The organism is Parvibaculum sp. (genome assembly GCF_035325945.1).
Taxonomy (GTDB): Bacteria; Pseudomonadota; Alphaproteobacteria; order Parvibaculales; family Parvibaculaceae; genus Parvibaculum.
Map to the genome: position 1 here is coordinate 81,055 of NZ_DAOKYX010000006.1, position 21,407 is coordinate 102,461.

Annotated in this window: 21 protein-coding genes; 1 reads left to right on the forward strand and 20 read right to left on the reverse strand. The window is 65.4% G+C overall.

Going from position 1 to position 21,407, the window contains the following annotated elements:
- Position 1 precedes the first annotated feature (1 nt).
- From nusA to trpS, 19 genes are all read right to left on the reverse strand, one after another.
- Positions 2–1,636: a transcription termination factor NusA gene (gene nusA / locus PKA57_RS05380; protein WP_324298281.1), complete on the reverse strand. Its 1,635-nt coding sequence runs from the start codon at positions 1,634–1,636 to the stop codon at positions 2–4.
- A gap of 2 nt (positions 1,637–1,638) precedes the next feature.
- Complete coding sequence (gene rimP, locus PKA57_RS05385) at positions 1,639–2,268, reverse strand: ribosome maturation factor RimP (protein WP_324298283.1); 630 nt, start codon at positions 2,266–2,268, stop codon at positions 1,639–1,641.
- A 134-nt stretch (positions 2,269–2,402) separates the two neighbouring features.
- Positions 2,403–3,068 carry a tRNA (guanosine(46)-N7)-methyltransferase TrmB gene (gene trmB, locus PKA57_RS05390; RefSeq protein WP_324298285.1) on the reverse strand — a complete coding sequence of 222 codons (666 nt, stop codon included), beginning with the start codon at positions 3,066–3,068 and terminating at the stop codon, positions 2,403–2,405.
- 90 nt (positions 3,069–3,158) lie between these two features.
- Positions 3,159–4,328: a methionine adenosyltransferase gene (metK, locus tag PKA57_RS05395; RefSeq protein ID WP_324298287.1), complete on the reverse strand. Its 1,170-nt coding sequence runs from the start codon at positions 4,326–4,328 to the stop codon at positions 3,159–3,161.
- 146 nt (positions 4,329–4,474) lie between these two features.
- Positions 4,475–4,903, reverse strand: a complete 429-nt coding sequence (locus PKA57_RS05400) for a helix-turn-helix domain-containing protein (RefSeq protein WP_324298355.1) — start codon at positions 4,901–4,903, stop codon at positions 4,475–4,477.
- A 247-nt stretch (positions 4,904–5,150) separates the two neighbouring features.
- Complete coding sequence (gene lnt / locus PKA57_RS05405; RefSeq protein WP_324298289.1) at positions 5,151–6,881, reverse strand: apolipoprotein N-acyltransferase; 1,731 nt, start codon at positions 6,879–6,881, stop codon at positions 5,151–5,153.
- 3 nt (positions 6,882–6,884) lie between these two features.
- Positions 6,885–7,850: a hemolysin family protein gene (locus PKA57_RS05410; protein ID WP_324298291.1), complete on the reverse strand. Its 966-nt coding sequence runs from the start codon at positions 7,848–7,850 to the stop codon at positions 6,885–6,887.
- On the reverse strand, positions 7,843–8,409 hold the full coding sequence (ybeY, locus tag PKA57_RS05415; RefSeq protein ID WP_324298293.1) for an rRNA maturation RNase YbeY: 567 nt from the start codon (positions 8,407–8,409) through the stop codon (positions 7,843–7,845). The genes PKA57_RS05410 and ybeY overlap by 8 nt, the downstream gene beginning before the upstream one ends.
- Positions 8,406–9,500 (reverse strand): PhoH family protein, encoded by a 1,095-nt coding sequence (locus PKA57_RS05420; RefSeq protein WP_324298295.1) that lies wholly within the window; start codon positions 9,498–9,500, stop codon positions 8,406–8,408. The genes ybeY and PKA57_RS05420 overlap by 4 nt, the downstream gene beginning before the upstream one ends.
- A gap of 47 nt (positions 9,501–9,547) precedes the next feature.
- Entirely contained in the window at positions 9,548–10,978 is a 1,431-nt protein-coding gene (gene miaB / locus PKA57_RS05425) for a tRNA (N6-isopentenyl adenosine(37)-C2)-methylthiotransferase MiaB (RefSeq protein ID WP_324298297.1), read from the reverse strand.
- Positions 10,979–11,139: 161 nt separating this feature from the next.
- Positions 11,140–12,012, reverse strand: coding sequence for a lysophospholipid acyltransferase family protein (locus tag PKA57_RS05430; protein ID WP_324298299.1), 873 nt, complete (start codon positions 12,010–12,012; stop codon positions 11,140–11,142).
- Between the two features lie 57 nt (positions 12,013–12,069).
- Positions 12,070–12,567: a Fur family transcriptional regulator gene (locus tag PKA57_RS05435; protein ID WP_324298301.1), complete on the reverse strand. Its 498-nt coding sequence runs from the start codon at positions 12,565–12,567 to the stop codon at positions 12,070–12,072.
- 133 nt (positions 12,568–12,700) lie between these two features.
- A complete protein-coding gene (locus PKA57_RS05440) occupies positions 12,701–13,198 on the reverse strand; it encodes a GNAT family N-acetyltransferase (RefSeq protein ID WP_324298303.1) in 498 nt (165 codons plus the stop codon).
- The gene (gene tsaB, locus PKA57_RS05445; RefSeq protein WP_324298357.1) at positions 13,195–14,013 is read right to left on the reverse strand and encodes a tRNA (adenosine(37)-N6)-threonylcarbamoyltransferase complex dimerization subunit type 1 TsaB; all 819 of its coding nucleotides are present in this window, start codon (positions 14,011–14,013) and stop codon (positions 13,195–13,197) included. The genes PKA57_RS05440 and tsaB overlap by 4 nt, the downstream gene beginning before the upstream one ends.
- Positions 13,929–14,522, reverse strand: coding sequence for a malonic semialdehyde reductase (locus tag PKA57_RS05450; protein ID WP_324298305.1), 594 nt, complete (start codon positions 14,520–14,522; stop codon positions 13,929–13,931). The genes tsaB and PKA57_RS05450 overlap by 85 nt, the downstream gene beginning before the upstream one ends.
- A 129-nt stretch (positions 14,523–14,651) precedes the next feature.
- Positions 14,652–15,206, reverse strand: coding sequence for a NifU family protein (locus PKA57_RS05455; RefSeq protein ID WP_324298307.1), 555 nt, complete (start codon positions 15,204–15,206; stop codon positions 14,652–14,654).
- Positions 15,207–15,292: 86 nt separating this feature from the next.
- Entirely contained in the window at positions 15,293–15,787 is a 495-nt protein-coding gene (locus PKA57_RS05460) for a universal stress protein (protein ID WP_324298309.1), read from the reverse strand.
- Positions 15,788–15,847: 60 nt separating this feature from the next.
- Positions 15,848–16,945, reverse strand: coding sequence for a DUF2333 family protein (locus tag PKA57_RS05465; protein WP_324298311.1), 1,098 nt, complete (start codon positions 16,943–16,945; stop codon positions 15,848–15,850).
- A 110-nt stretch (positions 16,946–17,055) separates the two neighbouring features.
- Positions 17,056–18,075 (reverse strand): tryptophan--tRNA ligase, encoded by a 1,020-nt coding sequence (gene trpS / locus PKA57_RS05470; RefSeq protein ID WP_324298313.1) that lies wholly within the window; start codon positions 18,073–18,075, stop codon positions 17,056–17,058.
- 216 nt (positions 18,076–18,291) lie between these two features.
- Here trpS and PKA57_RS05475 point away from each other — a divergent pair, with 216 nt between their 5' ends.
- Positions 18,292–19,746, forward strand: coding sequence for a catalase (locus PKA57_RS05475; RefSeq protein ID WP_324298315.1), 1,455 nt, complete (start codon positions 18,292–18,294; stop codon positions 19,744–19,746).
- Positions 19,747–19,848: 102 nt separating this feature from the next.
- Here the strand turns inward: PKA57_RS05475 and murJ are convergent, their stop codons facing one another.
- Positions 19,849–21,390 (reverse strand): murein biosynthesis integral membrane protein MurJ, encoded by a 1,542-nt coding sequence (gene murJ / locus PKA57_RS05480; RefSeq protein ID WP_324298317.1) that lies wholly within the window; start codon positions 21,388–21,390, stop codon positions 19,849–19,851.
- Positions 21,391–21,407: the final 17 nt, after the last annotated feature.

Consider the following 21,407-nt stretch of genomic DNA (forward strand, 5'->3'; position numbering starts at 1 on the left):
GTCAGGCCTGCGCGTCCTGCTCGATCTCGTTCTCGTCCTCGGGGTTGTCCACCCCTTCGTCCGCCGCAACGTCCCGCGCGTTCAGATCCTCATCCGTGATCCAGCCGGCGGCGAGACGCGCGCGCATGATCAGCATGTTCGCTTCGTCGGGGCCGAGGTCGAAATCCTCCAGAACGCCCTTCTGATGCTTGCGCTCGCCATTGACCGTCTCGTTCCAGCCGGTCAGATCGTCGGTCGCGCAACCGGCGAGATCCTCGACGGTCTTGATGTCGTTCTCGCCGAAGGCGACGAGCATGCGGGGCGTAACGCCCTCGATCTCGCCCACCGCGTCCTCGACGCCGAGCTCCTTGCGCTTCTCGTCATATTCGGCGTTCTGCCGGTCGATATAATCGAGAGCGCGGCTCTGGATTTCCTGTGCCGTCTCTTCGTCAAAGCCTTCGATCTCGGCGATTTCGTCGAGCGGCACGTAAGCCACTTCCTCGATCGAGGAGAAACCTTCGGAGGCCAGAAGCTGGGCGATGACCTCGTCCACATCGAGCGCATCGGCAAAGAGCACGCTGCGGCTCTGGAACTCGGCCTGACGGCGCTCGCTTTCCTCGGCTTCGGTCAGAATATCGATGTCCCAGCCGGTGAGCTGCGAGGCGAGCCGCACATTCTGCCCGCGGCGGCCGATCGCAAGGGATAGTTGGTCATCCGGGACCACAACTTCAATACGCTTCGTGTCTTCATCGAGCACGACCTTGACGACTTCGGCCGGCGCCAGCGCATTGACGATGAAGGTCGCATGGTCGGGCGACCACTGAATGATGTCGATCTTCTCGCCCTGCAGCTCGCTCACCACGGCCTGCACGCGCGCGCCCCTCATGCCGACGCAGGCGCCGACGGGGTCGATGGAGCTGTCGTTCGAGAGCACGGCGATCTTGGCGCGCGAGCCCGGATCGCGGGCAACCGCCTTGATCTCGATGATGCCGTCGTAGATTTCCGGCACTTCCTGGCCGAAGAGCTTGGCCATGAACTGGGGATGGGTGCGCGAGAGGAAGATCTGCGGCCCGCGCTGCTCGCGGCGCACATCGTAGATATAGGCGCGGACGCGGTCGCCATTGCGGAAGGTTTCGCGCGGCAGCAGCTCGTCGCGGCGCACGATCGCCTCGCCACGGCCGAGATCGACGATGACGTTGCCATATTCGACGCGCTTGACGATGCCGTGGACGATCTCGCCGATGCGGTCGCGATATTCGTCATACTGGCGCTCGCGCTCGGCGTCGCGCACCTTCTGCACGATGACCTGCTTGGCCGTCTGCGCGGCGATGCGGCCGAAATCGACGGGCGGAAGCTCGTCCTCGATCAGATCGCCGAGCTGGGCGGCCGGATTGCGGCGCTGCGCGTCCCGGAGGTCGATCTGGACGGCGTCGTTCTCGACCTCGTCCACCACTTCGAGAAGGCGCACGAGCCTGATCTCGCCGGTCTGGGGATTGATGCGGGCGCGGATCTCGTTCTCCGCGCCGTAGCGCGAGCGGGCCGCCTTCTGGATCGCCTCGGCCATCGCCTCGATGACCACCTCGCGATCGATCGACTTCTCGCGCGCGACTGCATCCGCGATCTGCAACAATTCGAGCCGGTTGGCGCTGACTGCCATGTCTATTCTCCGTCGGTCGGACCCTTGCGGTCCTGTCGCTTCAAACTTTCATTGATGAGGTCGTCGTTCATGACGAGCTTCGCCTCACCCACAAGGCGGAACGGCAGGCCGATGACCTGCGGCTCCGCGAAACCTTCGATCTCGTGCTCGATCAGAACCTCGCCATCCTCGAAGCCGTGCAGAATGCCGCGAAAGCGCTTTCTGCCGTCGATGGGCTCGCTGAGTTCGAGCTTCGCCTCGAAACCGGCCCAGCGGACGAAATCCTTGGGCCGCGTCAGCGCCCGGTCGATCCCGGGTGAGGAAATCTCGAGATTGTATTCGCCGGGGATCGGGTCCTCGACGTCGAGAAGGGCGGAGAGAAGCCTGGACAGCTCCTCGCAATCGGCGACCGTGATCGTGCCGTCGGGCCGCTCGGCCATGATCTGCAGCGTGCGCCCGTCGTGAAGACCGAAACGCACGCGCACGATCTCGAAGCCGGCCGCCTCGACGGAGGCATTGACCAGGTCGAAGATCCGCCTCGGCTGTCCGGCCGCGGCAATGAGATGCGTGTCCGGGAGATGCGTGTCCGGCGCCTCGGCCTTCGAAGCCGCCGCCGCAGCCGTCATCCCTTCATCCGCCTTCAGACCCGCCAATGAAACCTCTTCGATGAAACCGCTCTCCAGAAACAAAAAAAGCGGGCCCCCGTTTCCGGAGACAACCCACTCGCTTAGTTCGAAGATCGAGGATGATCTTCGCTATGTGAGAAGCGTCTTAGCTAACCTGGCGCCTATATAGCGCTTTTATGAGGCTTTTCGCAAGTGCCTGCCGCCCGTTCGCGCCGAAAGCGCAGATAGGCGGGCGTCCGGCCTTCGCGGACGGCCTTTGCCTCATAGCGTGTCCGCAGCCAGTCTTCGGGCCGCTCCCGCCAGTCGGCCGGGCTTTCGGCCAGCCATTCGAAGCGGCTTTCGCCCGCAAGATTGTGGCGGCGGATATGGGCGAGCGTCCAGGCGACGTAATCGGGGATGTCGCTTGCGATCCGCAATTCGCCGCCTTCCTTCAGGGCGCGGGCGAGGAGCGCCAGTGTCTCCGCATTCACGAAACGGCGCTTGTTATGGCGCTTTTTCGGCCAGGGATCGGGGTAGAGAAGAAAAATGCGCGAAATCGAGCCGGGCGTCAGCTTCTCCAGCAGAAAGCGCGCATCGTCGCCATGAATGCGCACATTGGCGAGGCCCTGCTCGTCGATCTCGGAGACGAGCTTCGCGATCCCGTTGATGAAGGGTTCGCAGCCGATGACGCCGATGTGAGGATTGCGCGCGGCCTGCCAGGCGAGATGCTCGCCCCCGCCGAAGCCGATCTCGAGCCAGACCTCGTCCACACGCGCTGAAAAGAGCGCGGCGGGGTCGATCGCCTCGGGCTCAAGCGAAATGGAGACCCTTGGATAAAGGGTCTCCATCAAATTCGCCTGACGGGATCTCAGTGTCTTGCCATGGACGCGGCCATAGACGTGGCGGCGGCGCCGGACTTTGTCTTCAGCGCTCACGCTTCAGCGGATCTCCGCCTTGAGCTTTTCCGCGAGGTCGGTCTTCTCCCATGAGAAGCCGCCATCGGCTTCCGGCGCGCGGCCGAAATGGCCATAGGCAGACGTGCGCGCATAGATCGGCCGGTTGAGCTGGAGATGCTCGCGGATGCCGCGCGGCGAGAGGTCGATGACGCGCGGGATCGCGGCCTCGACGGCGGCCTCGTCGACCTTGCCGGTGCCGTGCAGATCGACATAGATCGAGAGCGGCTTCGAGACGCCGATCGCATAGGCGAGCTGGATCGTCGCGCGATCCGCGAAGCCCGCCGCAACGATGTTCTTCGCCACATAGCGCGCGGCATAGGCGGCCGAGCGGTCCACCTTCGTCGGGTCCTTGCCCGAGAAGGCGCCGCCGCCATGGGGCGCCGCGCCGCCATAGGTGTCGACGATGATCTTGCGGCCGGTGAGGCCCGCATCGCCGTCCGGTCCGCCGATGACGAACTTGCCGGTGGGGTTGACGTAGAACTCGTCTTCCGGCGGGAACCAGCCCTCGGGCAGAACTTCCTTCACATAGGCGCGCACCAGCTCGCGCAGCTCCTGCTGCGAGACGCCTTCCTTGTGCTGGGTCGAAACGACGACCGAGGTGACGCCCACGGGCTTTCCGCCCTCATAGCGCAGCGTCACCTGGCTCTTGGCGTCCGGCTCGAATTCGGGACGCTTGCCGGAATGGCGGTCTTCGGCCATGCGCTTCAGGATGCGATGCGAATAGATGAGCGGCGCCGGCATGAGCACGTCCGTCTCGGTGCAGGCATAGCCGAACATGATGCCCTGGTCGCCCGCGCCTTCATCCTTGTTGCCACTGGCATCGACGCCCTGTGCGATGTCGGCCGACTGGGCGTGGAGCAGCACTTCCACATCGGCGTTCTTCCAGTGGAAGCCGGCCTGCTCATAGCCAATCGCCTTCACGGCCTCGCGCGCCGTTTCCTCGATCTTCTCCCTGGTGATGGAGGCGGGGCCGCGGATCTCGCCGGCCAGCACGATCTTGTTCGTCGTGGTCAGCGTTTCGCAGGCGACGCGCGCATAGGGGTCGGCCGAGAGGTAGAGATCGAGCACGGAGTCCGAGATGCGGTCGCAGACCTTGTCCGGATGTCCCTCGGAGACGGATTCGCTGGTGAACAGGTAGTTAGACCGTGCCAATTCTCGTACCCCTTTATGAGGAAATGACGGATGGATGAACTCTCGACGGCAAGCGGAACGGGCGGGGCCCGGTCGCAACGCAGACGGTTTTTGCAAGGAACGGCGGCGGGGTCAACTCCCGTCAACCGCCAGATCGCCGGGCGCGGCTAATCGGCGCCGTCGGCGCCGCCCGCGCTTTCGCCGCCCTCGCGACGGACTTCGCCCGGCGTTCCGGACGCCTCCCTGCCCTCCGCCTCGCCCAGCGCCTTCACGAGATCGAGGATGCGTTTCCTCACCTTCGGATCGCGGATGGCGAAGAAGGCGCTGTTGAGCTGGATGCCTTCCGAGGTCGAGAGCATGTCGAGGTCGAAATTGGCGGGCTCCGCCTCGGCGAAGCCGCCATCCTCCGAAGCGGCTTCGATCTGCACCCCTTCATAGAAGAATTCGACCGGCACGCCGAGAACGCGGCCGATCTGGTAAAGCCGGCTCGCGCCGATGCGATTGGCGCCCTTCTCGTATTTCTGGATCTGCTGGAAGGTCAGCCCGAGCCCTTCGCCGAGCTTTTCCTGGCTCATGCCGACCAGCATGCGCCGCATGCGCACGCGGCCGCCCACATGAACGTCGATCGGATCGGGAGTTTTTCTCGGCACGGCTGAACCTCGTTTTGGCCGTTCCAACGGGAAAAGGCGGCCTTAGTCTGAACCTCACGCCCCCTGCCACCCGCACATGGCGACAGCTCACCCCGATGCCCGCGAAAACCATGGCAGGCTCCGCATCCCTGCAACCCTTACCGGCTTCGCGGCATCAGAATACAACCCCCAGTCGGCACCGGCTGCAAGAGTTTCATTCAGCCGGGAGCGACCGCAGGCCCGCCACCCGGCGGCTCCAGCCGACGAGCCCGGCCGCGACGGCGAGGAGCAGGACCGGGAGCCAGTCGCCGAAGCGCGCATAGGGCGTGGGCGCGAGGGCGGCCGGCAGTCGCGCATCGATCACGCCGGCCGTGTTGAGCGCCCTTTCGGCAACGATCCGCCCATAGGGATCGATGACCGCGGAAATGCCCGTATTGGCCGCGCGTGCGACAGGCAACCCCTGCTCGACGGCGCGAAGCCTGACCTGCGAGAGATGCTGATAGGGCCCACTCGATGTGCCGAACCAGGCGTCGTTCGTGACATTGACGATCCAGCCCGGCCGCTCGCCCCGTTCGACGACCCCGTCGGCGAAGATGATCTCGTAGCAGATGAGAGGGCTCACCGGCGGCAGACCGGGAAGCGCGAGCGTCTGCGGGCCGGGCCCGGTGTCGAAACTGCCCTGAAGCTGGGTGAGCTTCCTCAGGCCGATCCGCGACAGCCACTGGCGATAGGGCAGATATTCGCCGAAGGGCACGAGGTGGAACTTGTCGTAGGTGGCGATGATCCGGCCGTCGGAATTCACCGCATAGAGGCTGTTGTAGAAATGCCGGAGCGTATCGGGCGGGCCGTCGGGCGCGGGCTCGCCGCGCACGCTGCCGGCTATGAGAAGCGCGCCCCTGGGCAGCATCCGCGAAATGGCCGAGAGCACATAAGGCTCGCGGGCAAGAAAGATCGCCAGCGCCGATTCAGGCCAGATGACGACCGAACGGGGGCCGAGCCCTTCCGGCGCGTCGGGCGTGGGCTCGGCGCTCATGCGCAGGAATTCGCCGAGAACGGCGATGCGGCGCTCCGGCTTCCATTTCTCCGTCTGCGGAATATTCGGCTGCACGATCCGAAGCATGATGCCGTCGGCGGGCGTGGCGGGCTCGGGCGCGGCGGCGAGGCGGAAACGCCCGCCCGCCCAGAGAAGCGAGAGCGAGAGCAGGCCGACCAGGAGCGGAAGCAGGACCGGGCGAACTGAAGCAGGCGCGCGCGATGCATCGAGGCCCTCTTCGCGCATGCGCGGATCGAGCGCCGCGGGCGCGCCCATGATGAGAATGGCGATGAAGGAAAGCCCATAGGCGCCGAAAAGCGCCGCCCATTGCATCAGGGCCGGGGATGAGGCGAAGCCTTCGCCGAAAAGGTTCCAGGGGAACCCTGTGAAGATGTGGCCGCGCAGCCATTCGAGCGCGGTCCATGAGATCGCAAGCGTCGCGATGCGGGCATAGCCGGCGAACCAGAAGAGGCGCGCCAGCGCCACGGCCACGGCCGGGAAGAACGCAAGCCCCGCAGGCAGCAGCGTGACCGCGAAAGGCATGAAGACCGCGAATTTTTCCGCCTCGACCATGAAGGCATAGCCGATCCAGTAAAGGCCGAAGAGGAAATAGCCGAAGCCGAAACACCAGCCGACGAAAGCGGCATCGCGCAGCGCGCGGCGGCGGTCAGCCTTCGCAACCTCGCGCGCGAAAAGCCTTTCTTCCACGCCCGTGCCGTCGATCAGCCAGACGAGCAGCGGAATGGTGACGAAGAAGATGGGGAGGAATTGGATCGGCGGCAAGGCGAGAACGCTCAGGGCACCGGCAAGAAAGGCGGCGACGAGGCGTCGCCAGCCCTTGAGCGCGGCAACGCCCTGCGCCAGCCGGCCAATGAGGGAATGAGTGGCCAGAAGCCCGCGATCGAGAAACATCCGTCAGCCCGCCGCCCGATCCGGCGCGTCCTGCGCCTCCTGCGGCTCGGCCGCGTCGGGGAGAGGCGCGTGGTGGATCCGCAGCTTCTTGATGCGGCGCGGGTCCGCGTCCTTCACCTCGAATTCCAGACCGAGCGGATGCTTGATGAGTTCGCCACGAACGGGAATGCGGCCTACCAGCGAGAAGACGAGGCCGCCCAGCGTCTCGATGTCGTCCTCGCTTTCCTCGTCGACAAGCGTCGCGCCGATCATGGCCTCGAGATCCTCGATCGGCACGCGCGCATCGGCGTCGATCGTTCCGTCGTCGCGCCGCGCAAGCGCGGGCCCCTCATCGATATCGTGCTCGTCCTCGATGTCGCCGACGATCTCTTCCACGAGATCCTCGATCGAAACGAGGCCGTCCGTGCCACCATATTCGTCGATGACGAGTGCAAGATGGATGTGCGTCGCCTGCATCTTCACCAGAAGGTCGAGCGCGGGCATGGAAGGCGGCACGAAGAGAACGTCGCGCCTGATGTCTTTCAGCGAAAAGGGCTTCATCTGCGCGCCCGCGCCGCCTTCGGCGAGCGGCGCCAGATAATCGACGACATCCTTGATGTGGATCATGCCGATCGGATCGTCGAGCGTCTCGCGGTAGATCGGCATGCGCGAATGGGTTTCCTCGCGATAGATGCGAAGCACCTCCTCCAGCGAGTCGCCTTCCTCGACGGCGACGACATCGGCGCGCGGCACCATGACGTCATCGACCCTCAGATTGCCGAAGCTCAGGAGGTTGACGAGCATGTGGCGCTCTTCGGGCATGAGCGCGCGGCCCGTCTCGTCCCGGCTCTCCAGCGCTTCCTCGAGACTTTCGCGCAGGCTCGGATCGCTCGCCGCGGGCGCGCCCGCCATGCGCCGCCACGTTGCAAGGAGACGCTGGGCGAGGCTCGCTCTGGAGCCCGATTGTGGAGGTTCTTTCGTTTCAGACATCTCCGCGCGCGCGCTCCGCTGCGTAAGGGTCTGCGATGCCGAGGTCTTCGAGAATGTCGCGCTCGAGCGCTTCCATCTCCTCGGCCTCGGCATCTTCCTCGTGATCGTGCCCGAGGAGATGAAGGATGCCATGCACCACCAGGTGCGACAGGTGGTCGCCGAAGCTCTTGGCCTGCTCCGCCGCCTCGCGCGCAATCGTTTCCTGCGCGAGCACGACATCGCCGAGAAGCAGCATCTGCCCCTCGCCCGCCCACATGGGCTCGCCGCCCGCCGCGACCGGCATGGCGCTCATCGGGAAGGAGAGCACATTGGTCGGCTTGTCGATGCCGCGATAGGTCCTGTTGAGGTTCCGCACGAAGGCGTCATCGGCGAGCACGATGCAAAGCTCGGCCCCCTGCGAGGGGCCGGCGACGACATAGGCATGCTCGGCAGCCCGGCGAACCCAGCCTTCCGCCGGGGCCGGCCAGTCGCCGGTTTCGCGCAGAATATCGATTTCGAGCCCGGAAACGGGGCTCTGACTGTCCTGCGCACGATGCGCGCGGACCGAAGAGCGCGTCATTCCTTATCCTCTCCACGCGCGTCGAGAAGCCCGCGCTCGCGGGCATTATAGGCCTTAACCACGCGCGTCACGAGGGGGTGGCGCACGACGTCGGCCTCGGAGAAGCGCACGGTGGCGATGCCCTCGACATCGGCCAGGGTTTCCAGCGCATCCCGCAAGCCGGATTTCGCGCCTAGCGGCAGGTCGATCTGCGAGGGGTCGCCGGTGATCGCCATGCGGCTGTTCTCGCCGAGGCGGGTCAGGAACATCTTCATCTGCACGGGCGTCGTGTTCTGCGCCTCGTCGAGAATGACGAAGGAATTGGCGAGCGTGCGGCCGCGCATGAAGGCGAGCGGCGCCACCTCGATCTCGCCCGATTCGAGCTCGCGCATCACCTGCTCGCCGGGAAGCGTGTCGTAGAGCGCGTCATAGAGCGGGCGGAGATAGGGGTCGATCTTTTCCTTGAGATCGCCGGGGAGAAAGCCGAGCCGCTCGCCCGCCTCGACGGCCGGGCGCGAGAGAATGATGCGATCGACGCGCTTCTGGAGCAGCATCTGCACGGCGACGGCGACGGCGAGATAGGTCTTGCCCGTGCCCGCGGGGCCGATGCCGAAGACAAGCTCGTGCCTCATCAGCGCGTCGATATAGGCGGCCTGCGCCGGCGAGCGCGGGCTGATCAGCCGCCGCTTGGTGTGGATCTGGCGGGCAGCGGCCGCGCCCTGTTCCTTGCCGCCTCCGGGAACCTGCGACATGCGAATGGCTCCATCGACCTCGCCGGCCCCGACTTCGAGGCCCGACTTCAATCGCTGATAGAGATCGCGAAGGACGCGATCGGCCTGGGCGCGCGCCTCGGGCGCGCCGGTGATGACGAGCTTGTTGCCGCGCGAACTGGCGAGAACGCCGAGGCTCTGCTCGATGCGGGCCAGATTGCGGTCATGCTCTCCGAAAAGCTCCGTCAACAGCCTGTTGTCGTCGAAGGCGATGACGAGGCTCTCCCCGTCCGCCGGGGCGCCGCCGCCCCCACCGTCATTCCGGCCCAGAGCAAGGTCGCGCCCCGAACCACGCCTCGAACCGCCGAACGCCTTCATCCCGCTCGCTGCGCCCAACTGCACCCTTTCCTTTCCACCAGGCGGGCCTTTCCAACAGGCCGGCCTTTCCATCAGGCAGGAGCCGCCTCGCTTGTCGCCAGGCGGCCACGGAGACTGTTTGCCAAACCTTCCTCGATCACGACATCGGCGATCTGTCCGAAAAGGTCCGCGGACACGCCGTCGAGATGAACGGGCTGAAGATAGGGGCTGCGGCCAACGAGCTGACCGGGCGCGCGGCCCCGTCTGTCGAAGAGCACGGGCAGGCGTTTGCCTGCGAGCGATTTGTTGAAGGCCTCGGACTGCTCGGAGAGCAGCGCCTGAAGGCGGTGGAGGCGCTCGGTCTTCACCTCCTCGGGGAGCTGTCCGTCGCGGGTCGCAGCGGGCGTGCCGGGGCGGGGGCTGTATTTGAACGAATAGGCCTGCGCGTATCGCACCTCGCGGATGAGCGCGAGCGTCGCCTCGAAATCGGCCTCCGTCTCGCCGGGAAAGCCGACGATGAAATCGGAGGAAAGCGCGATGTCGGGGCGGGCGGCGCGGATGCGCTCGACGATCCGCAGATAGAATTCCGCCGTATGCTGACGGTTCATCTGGTCGAGGATCGCATCGGAGCCCGATTGCACCGGCAGATGCAGATAGGGCATGAGCTTGCCGATCTCGCCATGGGCGGAGATCAGCTCGTCGTCCATGTCGCGCGGATGGCTCGTCGTGTAGCGGATGCGGTCGAGCCCGTCGATCGCGGCAAGCTCGCGCACCAGCGCGCCGAGCGAGGAAGAGCGGCCTGAAGCATCCTCGCCGTGATAGGCGTTGACGTTCTGGCCGAGAAGGGTGATCTCGCGGACGCCCGCCTCGACGAGCGCGCGCGCCTCATCGGCGATGCGGGAGACGGGCCGCGAGAATTCCGCGCCGCGCGTATAGGGGACGACGCAGAAGGTGCAGAACTTGTCGCAACCTTCCTGAATGGTGAGGAAGGCGGTGGGCCCGCGCGCCACGGTCTTGCGTCTTTCCGGCGCGGGCAGGCTCTCGAACTTGTCCTCGGCGGGGAATTCCGTCTCGACGAGCGCAGGGCCGCCATTGCCGCTGCGGGCGACGAGATCGGGCAGGCGGTGATAGGTCTGGGGCCCGACGATGATGTCGACGACCGGCGCGCGCCGGCGCATCTCATTGCCCTCGGCCTGCGCGACACAGCCCGCGACACCGATGACGAGGCCCTCGCCGCGCACGGCCTTTTCCGCCTTCAGCTCGCGCAGCCGCCCAAGCTCGGAATAGACCTTCTCCGCCGCCTTTTCGCGGATATGGCAGGTATTCAGGATGACGAGATCGGCGTCTTCCGGGGAAGCCGTTTCCACATAGCCCTCAGGCGCCATGACGTCCGCCATGCGGGCGGAATCGTAGACGTTCATCTGACAGCCATAGGTCTTGATGAAGATTTTCTTCTGCGACGCGGACGGTTCCGGGCTCGATGGCTCCGGCGCGGTTCCTGCGGAGGGGGTCCGTTCACTCATCGAACCCGCCGTTCCGCCGGATCGCGGCGCTGAAATTCGGGATACGCGGTCTTCTTCTCATACAAGGTTAGAGCTCGTCTCCTGCGCGTGACCGGCCGCCGTCCGGCCGGTGTCTGCTTCTCGCTGCACTCTATCAGGCGGCCTTGCGACAACGCACCCATTTACTGCGTGGCGGCGCGGGGCATGGACACATCGGCCGGGCGAGAGGGCTCGATGCGGCCGGCTTCCTCCTCCGCGTCCCACCGGCCCACAAGCGCCCGCGAAACGCCGCGGCGGCAGGCCTCCTCGCAATAAAGGGCAAGCGCCTTCCGGTTGCCAATTTCGCGGATCGTCACAGGCTTGTGATACTCGACCACGACATCGATGGGCCCGAGCGAGAACGCCTCCCAGAGATGGGGAAAAAGCTCCATGTCGCCATACCAGGCGAAGAAGGGGCGGAACTGGCGGCCCATGGGCAGGCCGTGAAGCTTCACATAGGCGACCGAGACGGGCTGCACCACGAGATCGTCCTCGCGGTCTTCATCGCCATTGACGATGGTGAGCTGGGCGACGCTCATCAGCGCGCTCTTGAAGGGGAGCACGCGATTGCCGTCGCTCGATGTGCCTTCCGGGAAAAGCACCAGACGGTCGCCGGCGGCGATACGCGAATGGATGGCGTTGCGCGATTCCGCCGTTCGGGTGCGCCGCTCGCGCTCGACGAAGACCGTCTCCTGAAGCCGGGCGAGCGTGCCAAAAAAGGGCCAGCCCGCAACCTCGCTCTTGGCGACGAAGGAACTCGGCTGCAACGAGGCCATGACGGGAATGTCGAGCCAGGAGGTGTGATTGGCCGCGATGAGGCAGGCGCCGCCCGCATAGGGCTCGCCCCGCGTGACGACGCGGATGCCAACCAGCTTGCAGAGGAAGCGGTGATAGCGGTTCGGCAGGCGCTTCGCCAGCGGAAGGCCGAATTTCAGGGCGACGGCCTGAACCGGCATCAGCAGCAGGGCGGACAGAATGAAGCCGGTGAGTAGGAAGCTCGCGCGCAAGCGACCCATGAGCATCTCCTGTTGACCGTCCCTCACGCCGACGCCACCGTCGGTCCCAAGCGCCGGCTATTCCTTCTTGCGGTTCTCGTTCGGCCCGGAGGTCTTGTCCCTGTCGAGGGGAACGCCATAAAGCTCCAGCCGATGATCGACAAGATCGAAACCAAGCTCGCGGGCGATGACCTTCTGCAGACGCTCGATCTCGTCATTGTGAAACTCGATCACCTTGCCGGTCGAAAGGTCGATCAGGTGGTCGTGATGATCGTCCGTCACCTGCTCGTAGCGCGAGCGGCCGTCGCGGAAATCGTGCCGCTCCAGAATCCCGGCCTCCTCGAAGAGGCGCACGGTGCGATAGACCGTGGCGATCGAGATCTTGCTGTCGACCCTGGAAGCGCGGCGATAGACCTCCTCCACATCCGGGTGGTCATGGGCCACGGAAAGCACGCGCGCAATGACGCGGCGCTGGTCGGTCATGCGCATGCCTTTTTCGACGCACAGATTTTCTATGCGTTCCGCATCTGCGGATGGCGCCTGAGCCTTGTCGGTCGCGGTGTCGTTCGTCGTCATTGCCGTCATCATAGCTCTGAGGGGTGGTCTTGTCACGAAAGCGGCAAATCGCTCTGCCCCACCTCATAGCATACTAAGCACCTGAAATATAACAGTTTTGCGACCTCGGGACCCAGCGCCGCCGGGCGCCGCGCTATGCGCCCGCCCCCTGCGGCCTGAAACCGGCCAGATCGAGGCGCATGGTGAAGGCCGAAACTGCCCCGCCCGCGCGGCGGTAATAGCCCGGCCGGGTGCCGACGGTGCGGAAGCCCGCGCCCTCGTAGAGAGCGAGGGCCGGGGCATTGTCCTCGGCCACTTCGAGAAAGAGGGCGGAGGCGCCATGGGCGAGCGCCAGCGCCGACGCGGCCTCGACAAGCCGACGGCCGACGCCCGCGCGCCTCAGGGCGGGATCGACGGCGATGGTCAGGATTTCCGCCTCGTCGGCGGCGATACGCAGCAGGACGAAACCGGCCGGCGACGCGCTCCGGGCGCCGTCCGTGTCCGGCACCGCCAGGAGCGCGAAACTGCCCGGCATGGCGAGAATGGCGGCGATGGAGGGCGCATCCCAGGGCTCGTCGAACGAGGCGCGATGGAGCGCCGCGAGGCTTTCCGCCGCGCCCGCTTCGGCAGGCACGATGGAAAGATCCGTCATGACCTTGCGTCCCCTTCAGCCGGATCGGGGGCCGGATCGCGACCGCCCGGGAGCTTGGCATCCGGCGCCCGGAGATAGAGCGGGGCGGGCGGCGCGCGGAAACGATCGGGCCCATGGGCGGCAAGTCGCGCTCGCGCGATGCGGGCGACCCAGAGCGCATCGGGCTGGGGCGCCGCCGGGGCGATGCGGGCGGCAAGACCCCGCGCCTTCAGCTCCGCGGCGAGAAGCTCCGCGCCGGTGCCGGCGATGACGACGGCCGTGCCCGGCACATGGGCGGCCGCATCCTCCAGCGCGACGAGCATGGGGTCGGAGAGCGGCGCATGGGCGGCATCGAAGGCCTGAAGGTAGATCTCGTCGCGGCGGGCATCGAAAGCGGCGGCGACCGTTTCACCGGGCCGCGCCTCGACCGGCGCCGCGACCGCCTCGAGCGTCGTCACGCCGACAAGCGGGAGCGCGCGGGCAAGCGCGATGCCGCGCGCCGCCGCAAGGCCGACCCTGAGCCCCGTGAAGGTTCCCGGCCCGACGGTCACCGCGAGCGCGGCGATCGCCTCGAGACCGAGCCCCGCATCGGCAAGCACCTCCTCCACCAGCGGCATCAGCGCCTCGGCATGGCCGCGCGTCCGCGCCTCGAAGCGATGGGCAAGGACATCGCCCTCCTCGCCGAGAATGGCGGCGGAGAGAGCCCCTTGCGCGGTATCGAAGGCGAGGATGGTCAGCTTCTGCTCCGTGATCAGACGATCTTGCAGGCGTCGTCGAAGGGAAGGCGCGGGCTGCGCGGGAATACGCCCTTCGGATCGCCATGGCCGAGATTGCAGAGGAAGTTCGACTTGACGGTCGTGCCCGCGAAAAAGGCTTCATCGACCTTCTTCATATCGAAACCGGACATGGGTCCGCAATCGAGACCGAGAGAGCGGGCCGCGATCATCATATAGGCGCCCTGCAGCGAGCCGTTGCGAAACGCGGTCTGCTCGGCCCATTCCTTCGACCAGTTGAACCATGTCTTCGCCGTCAGATCGTGGGGGAAGAGATAGTCCAGCCGCTCGTAGAACTCGACATCGTAGCCGACGATGGCGGTCACGGGCGCGGCCATGGTCTTTTCCAGATTGCCCGCCGAAAGCGCCGGAGCGAGCTTTTCCTTGGCCTCTTTCGACTTCACGAAAACGATGCGGGCGGGCGAACAGTTGGCGCTGGTCGGGCCCCATTTCATCAGTTCGTAGAGCTTGTGCAGCGTTTCGTCCGAAACCGGCTCATCCGTCCAGGCATTCTGCGTGCGGGCGGTGCGGAAAATGATGTCGAGCGCTTCGTCGCTCAAGATGCGGCTCATGAAAACTCTCTCTCCTGGCGGATGAACGGGCTGATGAGTGAAAGGCGGATGCGCCGAAGATAGCGCCCCGGCGCGCCGTTGCCAGCCCCGTGCCCGGCAACAGTGATGCGCGCCCGGAGCAACAATCGGTCAGACGGCGCGCACTTCCTTCACTTCGGGAACGTAATGCCTGAGCGTGTTCTCGACGCCGCGCTTCAGCGTGACGGTGGAGGAGGGGCAGCCCGCGCAGGAGCCTTGCATGTTGAGATAGACGATGCCCGCCTCATAGCCCTGAAAGGTGATGTCGCCGCCATCCTGCGCGACGGCAGGGCGGATGCGCGTATCGAGCACTTCCTTGATCTCGCGCACGATCTCGGCGTCCTCGCCCTCATGCGCGGCGTGGACATCCTCCAGCGTGTCGTCGAAGAGGATCGGCGCGCCGCCCGTGAAATGCTCCATGATCGCGGCGAGAAGGGCGGGCTTCAAATGCTGCCATTCGCCCGCGCTCTTGGTCACGGTGATGAAGTCCGCACCGAAGAAGACGGCGGCGACGCCATCGACCGCGAAAAGCCGCATGGCGAGCGGCGAGCGGCGAGCGCCTTCCGCATCGGGGAAATCGACGGCGCGGCCATCGCCCATGACCTCGCGGCCGGGAATGAACTTGAGTGTCGCCGGATTCGGCGTCGCTTCGGTCTGAATGAACATGTTGCAATACCCTTATGGCATCAGGGGCTTGCCCTGCCGCGGCGTGGTCCGGTCCGGGCTATAGATGGACCGCCGGGGCCGCAGAATCAAGCAAGCTCCCGAACCGCCTCTTCGGAGAGCGAGCCCGGCACCACTGTCACGGGGATCGGGAAGCCCTTGCCAGCGAGCGTCGAGACAAGCGGACCGGGGCCGTCGCTTCCGGTGCCGGAGGCGAGAACGAGGATGGCGACGCTCTTGTCGTCCTCGATGAATTTCACCAGCTCGTCGGCGAGCCTGCCTTCGCGGATGACAAGTTCGGGCATGATGCCCGCATATTCATTCACCTGGGCGGCGAGCTTGTGGAGCAGGCTCTCGGCCTCGGCGCGTGCTTCCTCGCGCATGATCTTCTGCACGCCGAGCCATTGCTGCGCCGTCTCGCCAGGATCGATGGCGGTGAAGAGCGTGACGATGCCGTTGGTGTGCCGGGCGCGCAGGCTCGCGAAATGGATCGCGATCGCGGATTCGGGCGTGCCGTCGGCGACCACGAGGAATTTGCGGCGCTTCGTCGAAGATTGCTGCCCGGTCACATTCGGCTCGTTCATGGGGCGCATGCTGCCATTTCGGCCGCCGGGCGGCAAGGCAGCGCCCGTAGGGCTTCGGCGCTACTTCAGCAGCACATTGGCGATTTCGCGAAGCTGCGTGCGGGCGCGCAGCAGGTAGAAGCCCTGCGCGGCGAGATGGCTCGGCGCGAGCTGGCTGTCGGGCGGACCGTTGACGACGACCCATGGCGAGAGGGCGGCGGCCTCGCGGAAGGTATCGAGCATCTGCGCCCAGTTCTTCTGCAGGCCGCGTTCCTTGATGACGGGCGCGAAGTCCTGACCGAGCCCCTTCAGGATCATGTAATAGCCATAGAGCTTGCCCTTGGTGTTGTAGAAAACATCGTCGGCATTGCTGTCGATGAAATCATGCGAGTGTTCGCGCACTTCCGTGTCGATCACCGCCGATTGCGAGCCGAGGTCGCTCGCGAAACGCTCCAGCGTCGCCATCAGATTGTCGGAGCGCCGCTCGAAGGGCGCTTCGCCCCGGACGAGGCGCGCATTGTAGCTGAGGAGCGCCCGGCGCGCCTGACGGTATTGCGATTCCGAGCTTGCGCGCGGCGCGAGCGAGACGGTCGGATTCCAGATCCAGACATCACCCGGATATTGCAGCAACCCCGCCGCCTTCTGGAGATCGGCGTCGGCCTCGCTCGACCCGCGCGAACGGCCCACCTGATCCGTCATCTCGAAGGCGAAACGCGCCAGCGCGCTCATGATGCCGGTCTGGAAGTTCGGCATGTTGTCGAGGAGCGCGCCCGGCTGGAAGAAGGGATCGTTCGCGGTCCAGGAATTCTCGTCGACCTCGCGGTCGATCAGCGCCGCCATCATGGCGACCGCCTGACTGCCGCCTTCGCCGATCGCATTGGCGCCGGTCGGCGTGAAATCCGGATCGTCGTCGATCCGGTTCACCATCAGCATGCCGATGGGATAGTAGAGAAGGACGACGACGGCGAGCGCGACGAACGCGCGCTTTGCGATACCCGCCCAGCCCGGCTGATCGAGCCGGGAGAGAAAGCTGTCGCCAGCGCCTTTCGCGCCCGCATCGGCGCCGCCGAACGACAGGCCCTTGCGATACATCCAGCGGCGGCGCAAACCGTCGCGCAGGCCGTCGAAGGCTTCCCGGCCCCAATCGCGCATACGATCCACATTATCACGGAATGACATGGCCGCCTCGCAAGGGCATGGGTGACAGGCTCCTGACGCTCATCGCTTCCCGAGCGGCAGAGATGGGCATTCGATCCGTGCGATCAAGCCCGCGATTTCGTCCGCACGCCTCAAATGAAGCCGACGATCTCGCGCACGCGCCTGTAGATCGGATCGGCGATGGCATGCGCCCGCTCCGCGCCGCTCGCCAGCACCTCGTCAATATAGCTCCGATCCTGATCGAGCATGCGCTTCATTTCGCCGGTAATGGGCGAAAGTTTCGCGACGGCGAGATCGGCGAGCGCGGGCTTGAAGATGCTGAACTGCTTGCCGCCGAATTCGGCGAGCACGTCGTTCTTGCTCCGTCCCGAGAGCGCCGCATAGATGCCGACGAGATTGTCGGCCCCCGGACGGCCCGCGAGCCCCTCTTCCGTCTCCGGCAGCGGCTCGGGATCGGTCTGGGCCTTGCGGATCTTGAGCGCGATATCGTCGGCCGTATCCTTCAGGGTGATGCGCGAATAATCCGAAGGGTCGGATTTCGACATCTTCTTCGTGCCGTCGCGCAGCGACATGACGCGCGTGGCCGGGCCCATGATGAGGGGCTCGGGCAGGGGGAAGAAGTCCGTGCCGCCCGTCTCCGCGAAGTCGTTGTTGAACTTCTGCGCGACGTCGCGAGCAAGTTCCAGATGCTGCTTCTGATCCTCGCCGACCGGCACATGGGTCGCGCGATAAACCAGAATGTCGGCTGCCATCAGCACCGGATAGGCGTAGAGTCCGACGGATGCCTTCTCCCGGTCCTTGCCGGCCTTGTCCTTGAACTGGGTCATGCGGTTGAGCCAGCCGATGCGGGCGACGCAATTCAGAACCCAGGCAAGCTCGGCATGGGCCGGAACCTTGGACTGGTTGAATATGATGTGGCGCTTCGGGTCGATGCCGGCGGCAATGTAGGCGGCGGCGACTTCGCGCGTATTCGCGGCGAGTTCCCTCGGGTCCTGCCAGACGGTGATCGCATGCATGTCGACCACGCAATAGATGCACTCATGCGTATCCTGGAGGCCGACGAAATTGCGGATGGCTCCGAGATAGTTCCCGAGATGCAGGTTCCCGGTGGGCTGAACGCCCGAAAAAACGCGGTTTGTCGGCTGGTCCATTGCGAAATCCGTCACTTTTGGCATGGCGCTGAAGCGCGCATGGGTTATGCGGCGGCGCGTCCGCATTGGCAATCCCCCGGGGCAATCCCCAGAGCGGAACGGTGCGATTTCCCGCAAGGCCATGGATTGCCACCGCATTTAAGAATGATTCTAAATTAGGTTGACAGCGGGGATGGGGGTTCCTACCTTATAGTAATTCTAAACAAGGAGGACGCCATGAGCGACCAGCAGGGCAAACCGGCGCGGCTGACGACATCCGCAGGCATTCCCGTTCCCGACAACCAGAATGCGCTGACGGCAGGCCCCAGAGGGCCGCTCCTCGTGCAGGACTGGCAGCTTTTCGAAAAGCACGCCCATTTCAACCGCGAGCGCATTCCCGAGCGCGTCGTTCATGCCAAGGGCTCGGCGGCCTTCGGCACCTTCCGCGTGACCAGGGACATCACGAAATACACCAAGGCGAGCATCTTCTCGGCCGTGGGCAAGGAGACGCCCATGTTCCTGCGTTTCTCGACGGTGGCGGGCGAGCGCGGCGCGGCGGATGCCGAGCGCGACGTGCGCGGCTTCGCGCTCAAGTTCTATACGGATGAAGGCAACTGGGATCTGGTCGGCAACAACACGCCGGTCTTCTTCGTGCGCGATCCTTACAAATTCTCCGACTTCATCCGTACGCAGAAGCGCGACCCGCGCACCAACATGCGCAATCCGACCGCGATGTGGGATTTCTGGTCACTGAGCCCTGAAAGCCTGCACCAGGTGACGATCCTCTTTTCCGATCGCGGCATTCCCAAAACGCTGCGCCACATGCATGGCTTCGGCTCGCATACCTACAGCTTCATCAATGCGAAGAACGAGCGGCACTGGGTGAAGTTCCACTTCAAGACCATGCAGGGCATCGAGAACCTCACCGACGCGGAAGCGGCGAAGCTCATCGGCGATGATCGCGAGAGCCATCAGCGCGACCTCTACGAGGCGATCGAGCGCGGCGACCATCCGAAGTGGCGCGTCTGTGTGCAGGTCATGACCGAAGCTCAGGCGGAGAAGACACCCTACAATCCCTTCGACCTGACGAAAGTCTGGCCGCACAAGGATTTTCCGCTCATCGAAGTCGGCGAGATGGAGCTCAACCGCAATCCGGACAACTACCATGCGGAAGTCGAGCAATCGACATTCTCGCCCGCCAATGTCGTGCCCGGCATCGGCCACAGCCCGGACAAGATGCTGCAATTCCGCATCTTCTCCTATGCGGATGCGCATCGCTACCGCGTCGGCGTCAATGCCGATGCGCTGCCGGTCAACCGTCCGCGCTGCCCCGTGCATACCTATCACCGCGACGGGGCGATGCGCTTCGACGGCAATTTTGGCGGCGCCGTGAATTACGAGCCGAACTCCTTCGGCGGACCGAAGGAAGACCCGAGCGTCAAGGAGCCGCCGCTCAAGATTACCGGCGATGCCGACCGATACGATCACCGCGAGGGCAATGACGACTATACACAGGCGGGCGATCTCTTCCGCCTGATGAGCGACAAGCAGCGCGACGCGCTGATGACGTCGATCGCGGGCGCGATGGCGAGCGTGCCGGAAGAAATCCAGCGCCGCCAGATGGGCCATTTCGCGAAGGCCGATCCCGCCTATGGCGCGGGCGTGGCGAAAAGGCTCGGCCTGAAGATCTGATCGCGAGTCCGGCGCGGACGGGGTCTCCTTCCTCCGCTCCGCGCCACCCCAGCGGCTCCGGCGAGGGACATGGCCGGGGCCGCAATCTTTTCCGCCGCCCGTTCAGCCGCGCCGCAGCGGGCGGACGATGTCGGCATAGCGCGCCGCGCCAGTGAGCTGGCAGAAGATCGCGTAGGCGGCGATACCTCCGACGACGAGCGCGCCCAGAACCGAAACGCTGGCGAGGAAGTGCAGATCGAACCAGGGCGCGAGCGCACGCGAGCCCGCATAGAGCACGCCGCCCATGCCCGCCGATGCGAGAAGCGTCAGCGGCAGGCGCTGCAGAAGCTGCGTGTCCGGCACGAAATGGCCGTGCTTCCAGAGCCTCAGGCCGAGCTGGGCGGTGTTGGTCCAGGCGGCGATGGTCGTTCCCGCCGCGATGCCCGCAAAGGCGAAGAACTGGAAGAGGATGAAGCTCGAGACGATGTTGACCGCGATGGAGACGGCGGCGAAACGCAGCGGCGTCTTCGTATCCTCGCGCGCGAAGAAGGCGGGCGAGAAGACCTTGTTGAGCACGAAGGCGGGAAGGCCGACAGCATAGATCAGCAGGGCGAGAGATGTCGCATGGGTGTCGGCGCGGGTGAAATGGCCGCGCTCGAAAAGCACCTTGATGATGTCGAAGGGAATGACCGCGAGCGCCACCGCCGCAGGCACGGTGAGCAGCATCGCATATTCGATGGCGCGGTTCTGGCTTCTGTGCGCGCCGTCATCGTCGCCCGCGCGCAGCCGCCGCGACAGATCGGGCAGCAGCACCACGCCGATGGCGATGCCGATGATGCCGAGCGGGAACTGATAGATGCGGTCGGCGTAATAGAGCCAGGAAACGGCGCCCGCCTGGAGCGAGGCGATCATGGTGCCGATGGTGAGATTGAGCTGGCCGATGCCGCCCGAGATGAGCCCCGGCACGCCGAGGGAGAGAAGCCGCTTCACCTCGGGCGTAAGGCGCGGACGGCGCAACCTCAGCGACATGCCCGCCCGGTGGCAGGAGATCGCGAGCCAGACGAACTGGATGACGCCCGCCACCATGACGCCCCAGGAAAGCGCGAGGCCGGGATTTTCCGACAAGGGCACCACCAGCAGAAGCGCCCCGATCATCGTCACATTGAGCATGACGGGCGCGGCGGCCCCTGCGAAGAACCTGCCCAGCGAATTGAGAACCGCCGTCTGCACGGCCGTCAGCGAGATGAAGAGAAGATAGGGAAAGCACACCCGCGTGAACTGCACCGCCCATGCCTGCTTCTGCGGATCGTCGCCGAAGCCCGGCGCGAAAAGCCACATGAGCCAGGGCATGGCGATCTCGAAGGCGATGGTGAGGATAAGAAGCGCGGCGAGGAGCACCGCCGTCGCATCCTCCGCGAAGCGGCGGGCAGACGCCTCGCCCTCGCCTTCGAGGCGCTTGGCGAAGAGCGGCACGAAAGCCGAGTTGAACGCACCTTCCGCGAAGATCGAGCGGAACATGTTGGGAAAGCGGAAGGCGACGATGAAGGCATCGGCGATCGGCCCGGTGCCGATGGCGGCGGCGACCATCATGTCGCGCACGAAGCCGAGCACGCGGGAGAGGAACGTCGTGCCGCCGACAGTGGCGGCTGAGCGGAAGAGATTCATCGAGAGGAGCGCCCCAT

What these genes read in the sequence shown, in the direction of transcription:
- lnt (WP_324298289.1), bottom strand. Translation starts at nt 6,881, where the DNA reads ATGTTTCTCGATCGCGGGCTTCTGGCCACTCATTCCCTCATTGGCCGG.
- ybeY (WP_324298293.1), bottom strand. Translation starts at nt 8,409, where the DNA reads ATGACGCGCTCTTCGGTCCGCGCGCATCGTGCGCAGGACAGTCAGAGC.
- PKA57_RS05460 (WP_324298309.1), bottom strand. Translation starts at nt 15,787, where the DNA reads ATGAACGAGCCGAATGTGACCGGGCAGCAATCTTCGACGAAGCGCCGC.
- PKA57_RS05475 (WP_324298315.1), top strand. Translation starts at nt 18,292, where the DNA reads ATGAGCGACCAGCAGGGCAAACCGGCGCGGCTGACGACATCCGCAGGC.
- trmB (WP_324298285.1), bottom strand. Translation starts at nt 3,068, where the DNA reads ATGGAGACCCTTTATCCAAGGGTCTCCATTTCGCTTGAGCCCGAGGCG.
- PKA57_RS05430 (WP_324298299.1), bottom strand. Translation starts at nt 12,012, where the DNA reads ATGGGTCGCTTGCGCGCGAGCTTCCTACTCACCGGCTTCATTCTGTCC.
- PKA57_RS05435 (WP_324298301.1), bottom strand. Translation starts at nt 12,567, where the DNA reads ATGACGACGAACGACACCGCGACCGACAAGGCTCAGGCGCCATCCGCA.
- PKA57_RS05410 (WP_324298291.1), bottom strand. Translation starts at nt 7,850, where the DNA reads ATGTCTGAAACGAAAGAACCTCCACAATCGGGCTCCAGAGCGAGCCTC.
- trpS (WP_324298313.1), bottom strand. Translation starts at nt 18,075, where the DNA reads ATGGACCAGCCGACAAACCGCGTTTTTTCGGGCGTTCAGCCCACCGGG.
- PKA57_RS05450 (WP_324298305.1), bottom strand. Translation starts at nt 14,522, where the DNA reads ATGAGCCGCATCTTGAGCGACGAAGCGCTCGACATCATTTTCCGCACC.
- murJ (WP_324298317.1), bottom strand. Translation starts at nt 21,390, where the DNA reads ATGAATCTCTTCCGCTCAGCCGCCACTGTCGGCGGCACGACGTTCCTC.
- PKA57_RS05440 (WP_324298303.1), bottom strand. Translation starts at nt 13,198, where the DNA reads ATGACGGATCTTTCCATCGTGCCTGCCGAAGCGGGCGCGGCGGAAAGC.
- miaB (WP_324298297.1), bottom strand. Translation starts at nt 10,978, where the DNA reads ATGAGTGAACGGACCCCCTCCGCAGGAACCGCGCCGGAGCCATCGAGC.
- nusA (WP_324298281.1), bottom strand. Translation starts at nt 1,636, where the DNA reads ATGGCAGTCAGCGCCAACCGGCTCGAATTGTTGCAGATCGCGGATGCA.
- PKA57_RS05465 (WP_324298311.1), bottom strand. Translation starts at nt 16,945, where the DNA reads ATGTCATTCCGTGATAATGTGGATCGTATGCGCGATTGGGGCCGGGAA.
- PKA57_RS05455 (WP_324298307.1), bottom strand. Translation starts at nt 15,206, where the DNA reads ATGTTCATTCAGACCGAAGCGACGCCGAATCCGGCGACACTCAAGTTC.
- PKA57_RS05400 (WP_324298355.1), bottom strand. Translation starts at nt 4,903, where the DNA reads ATGCGGCGCATGCTGGTCGGCATGAGCCAGGAAAAGCTCGGCGAAGGG.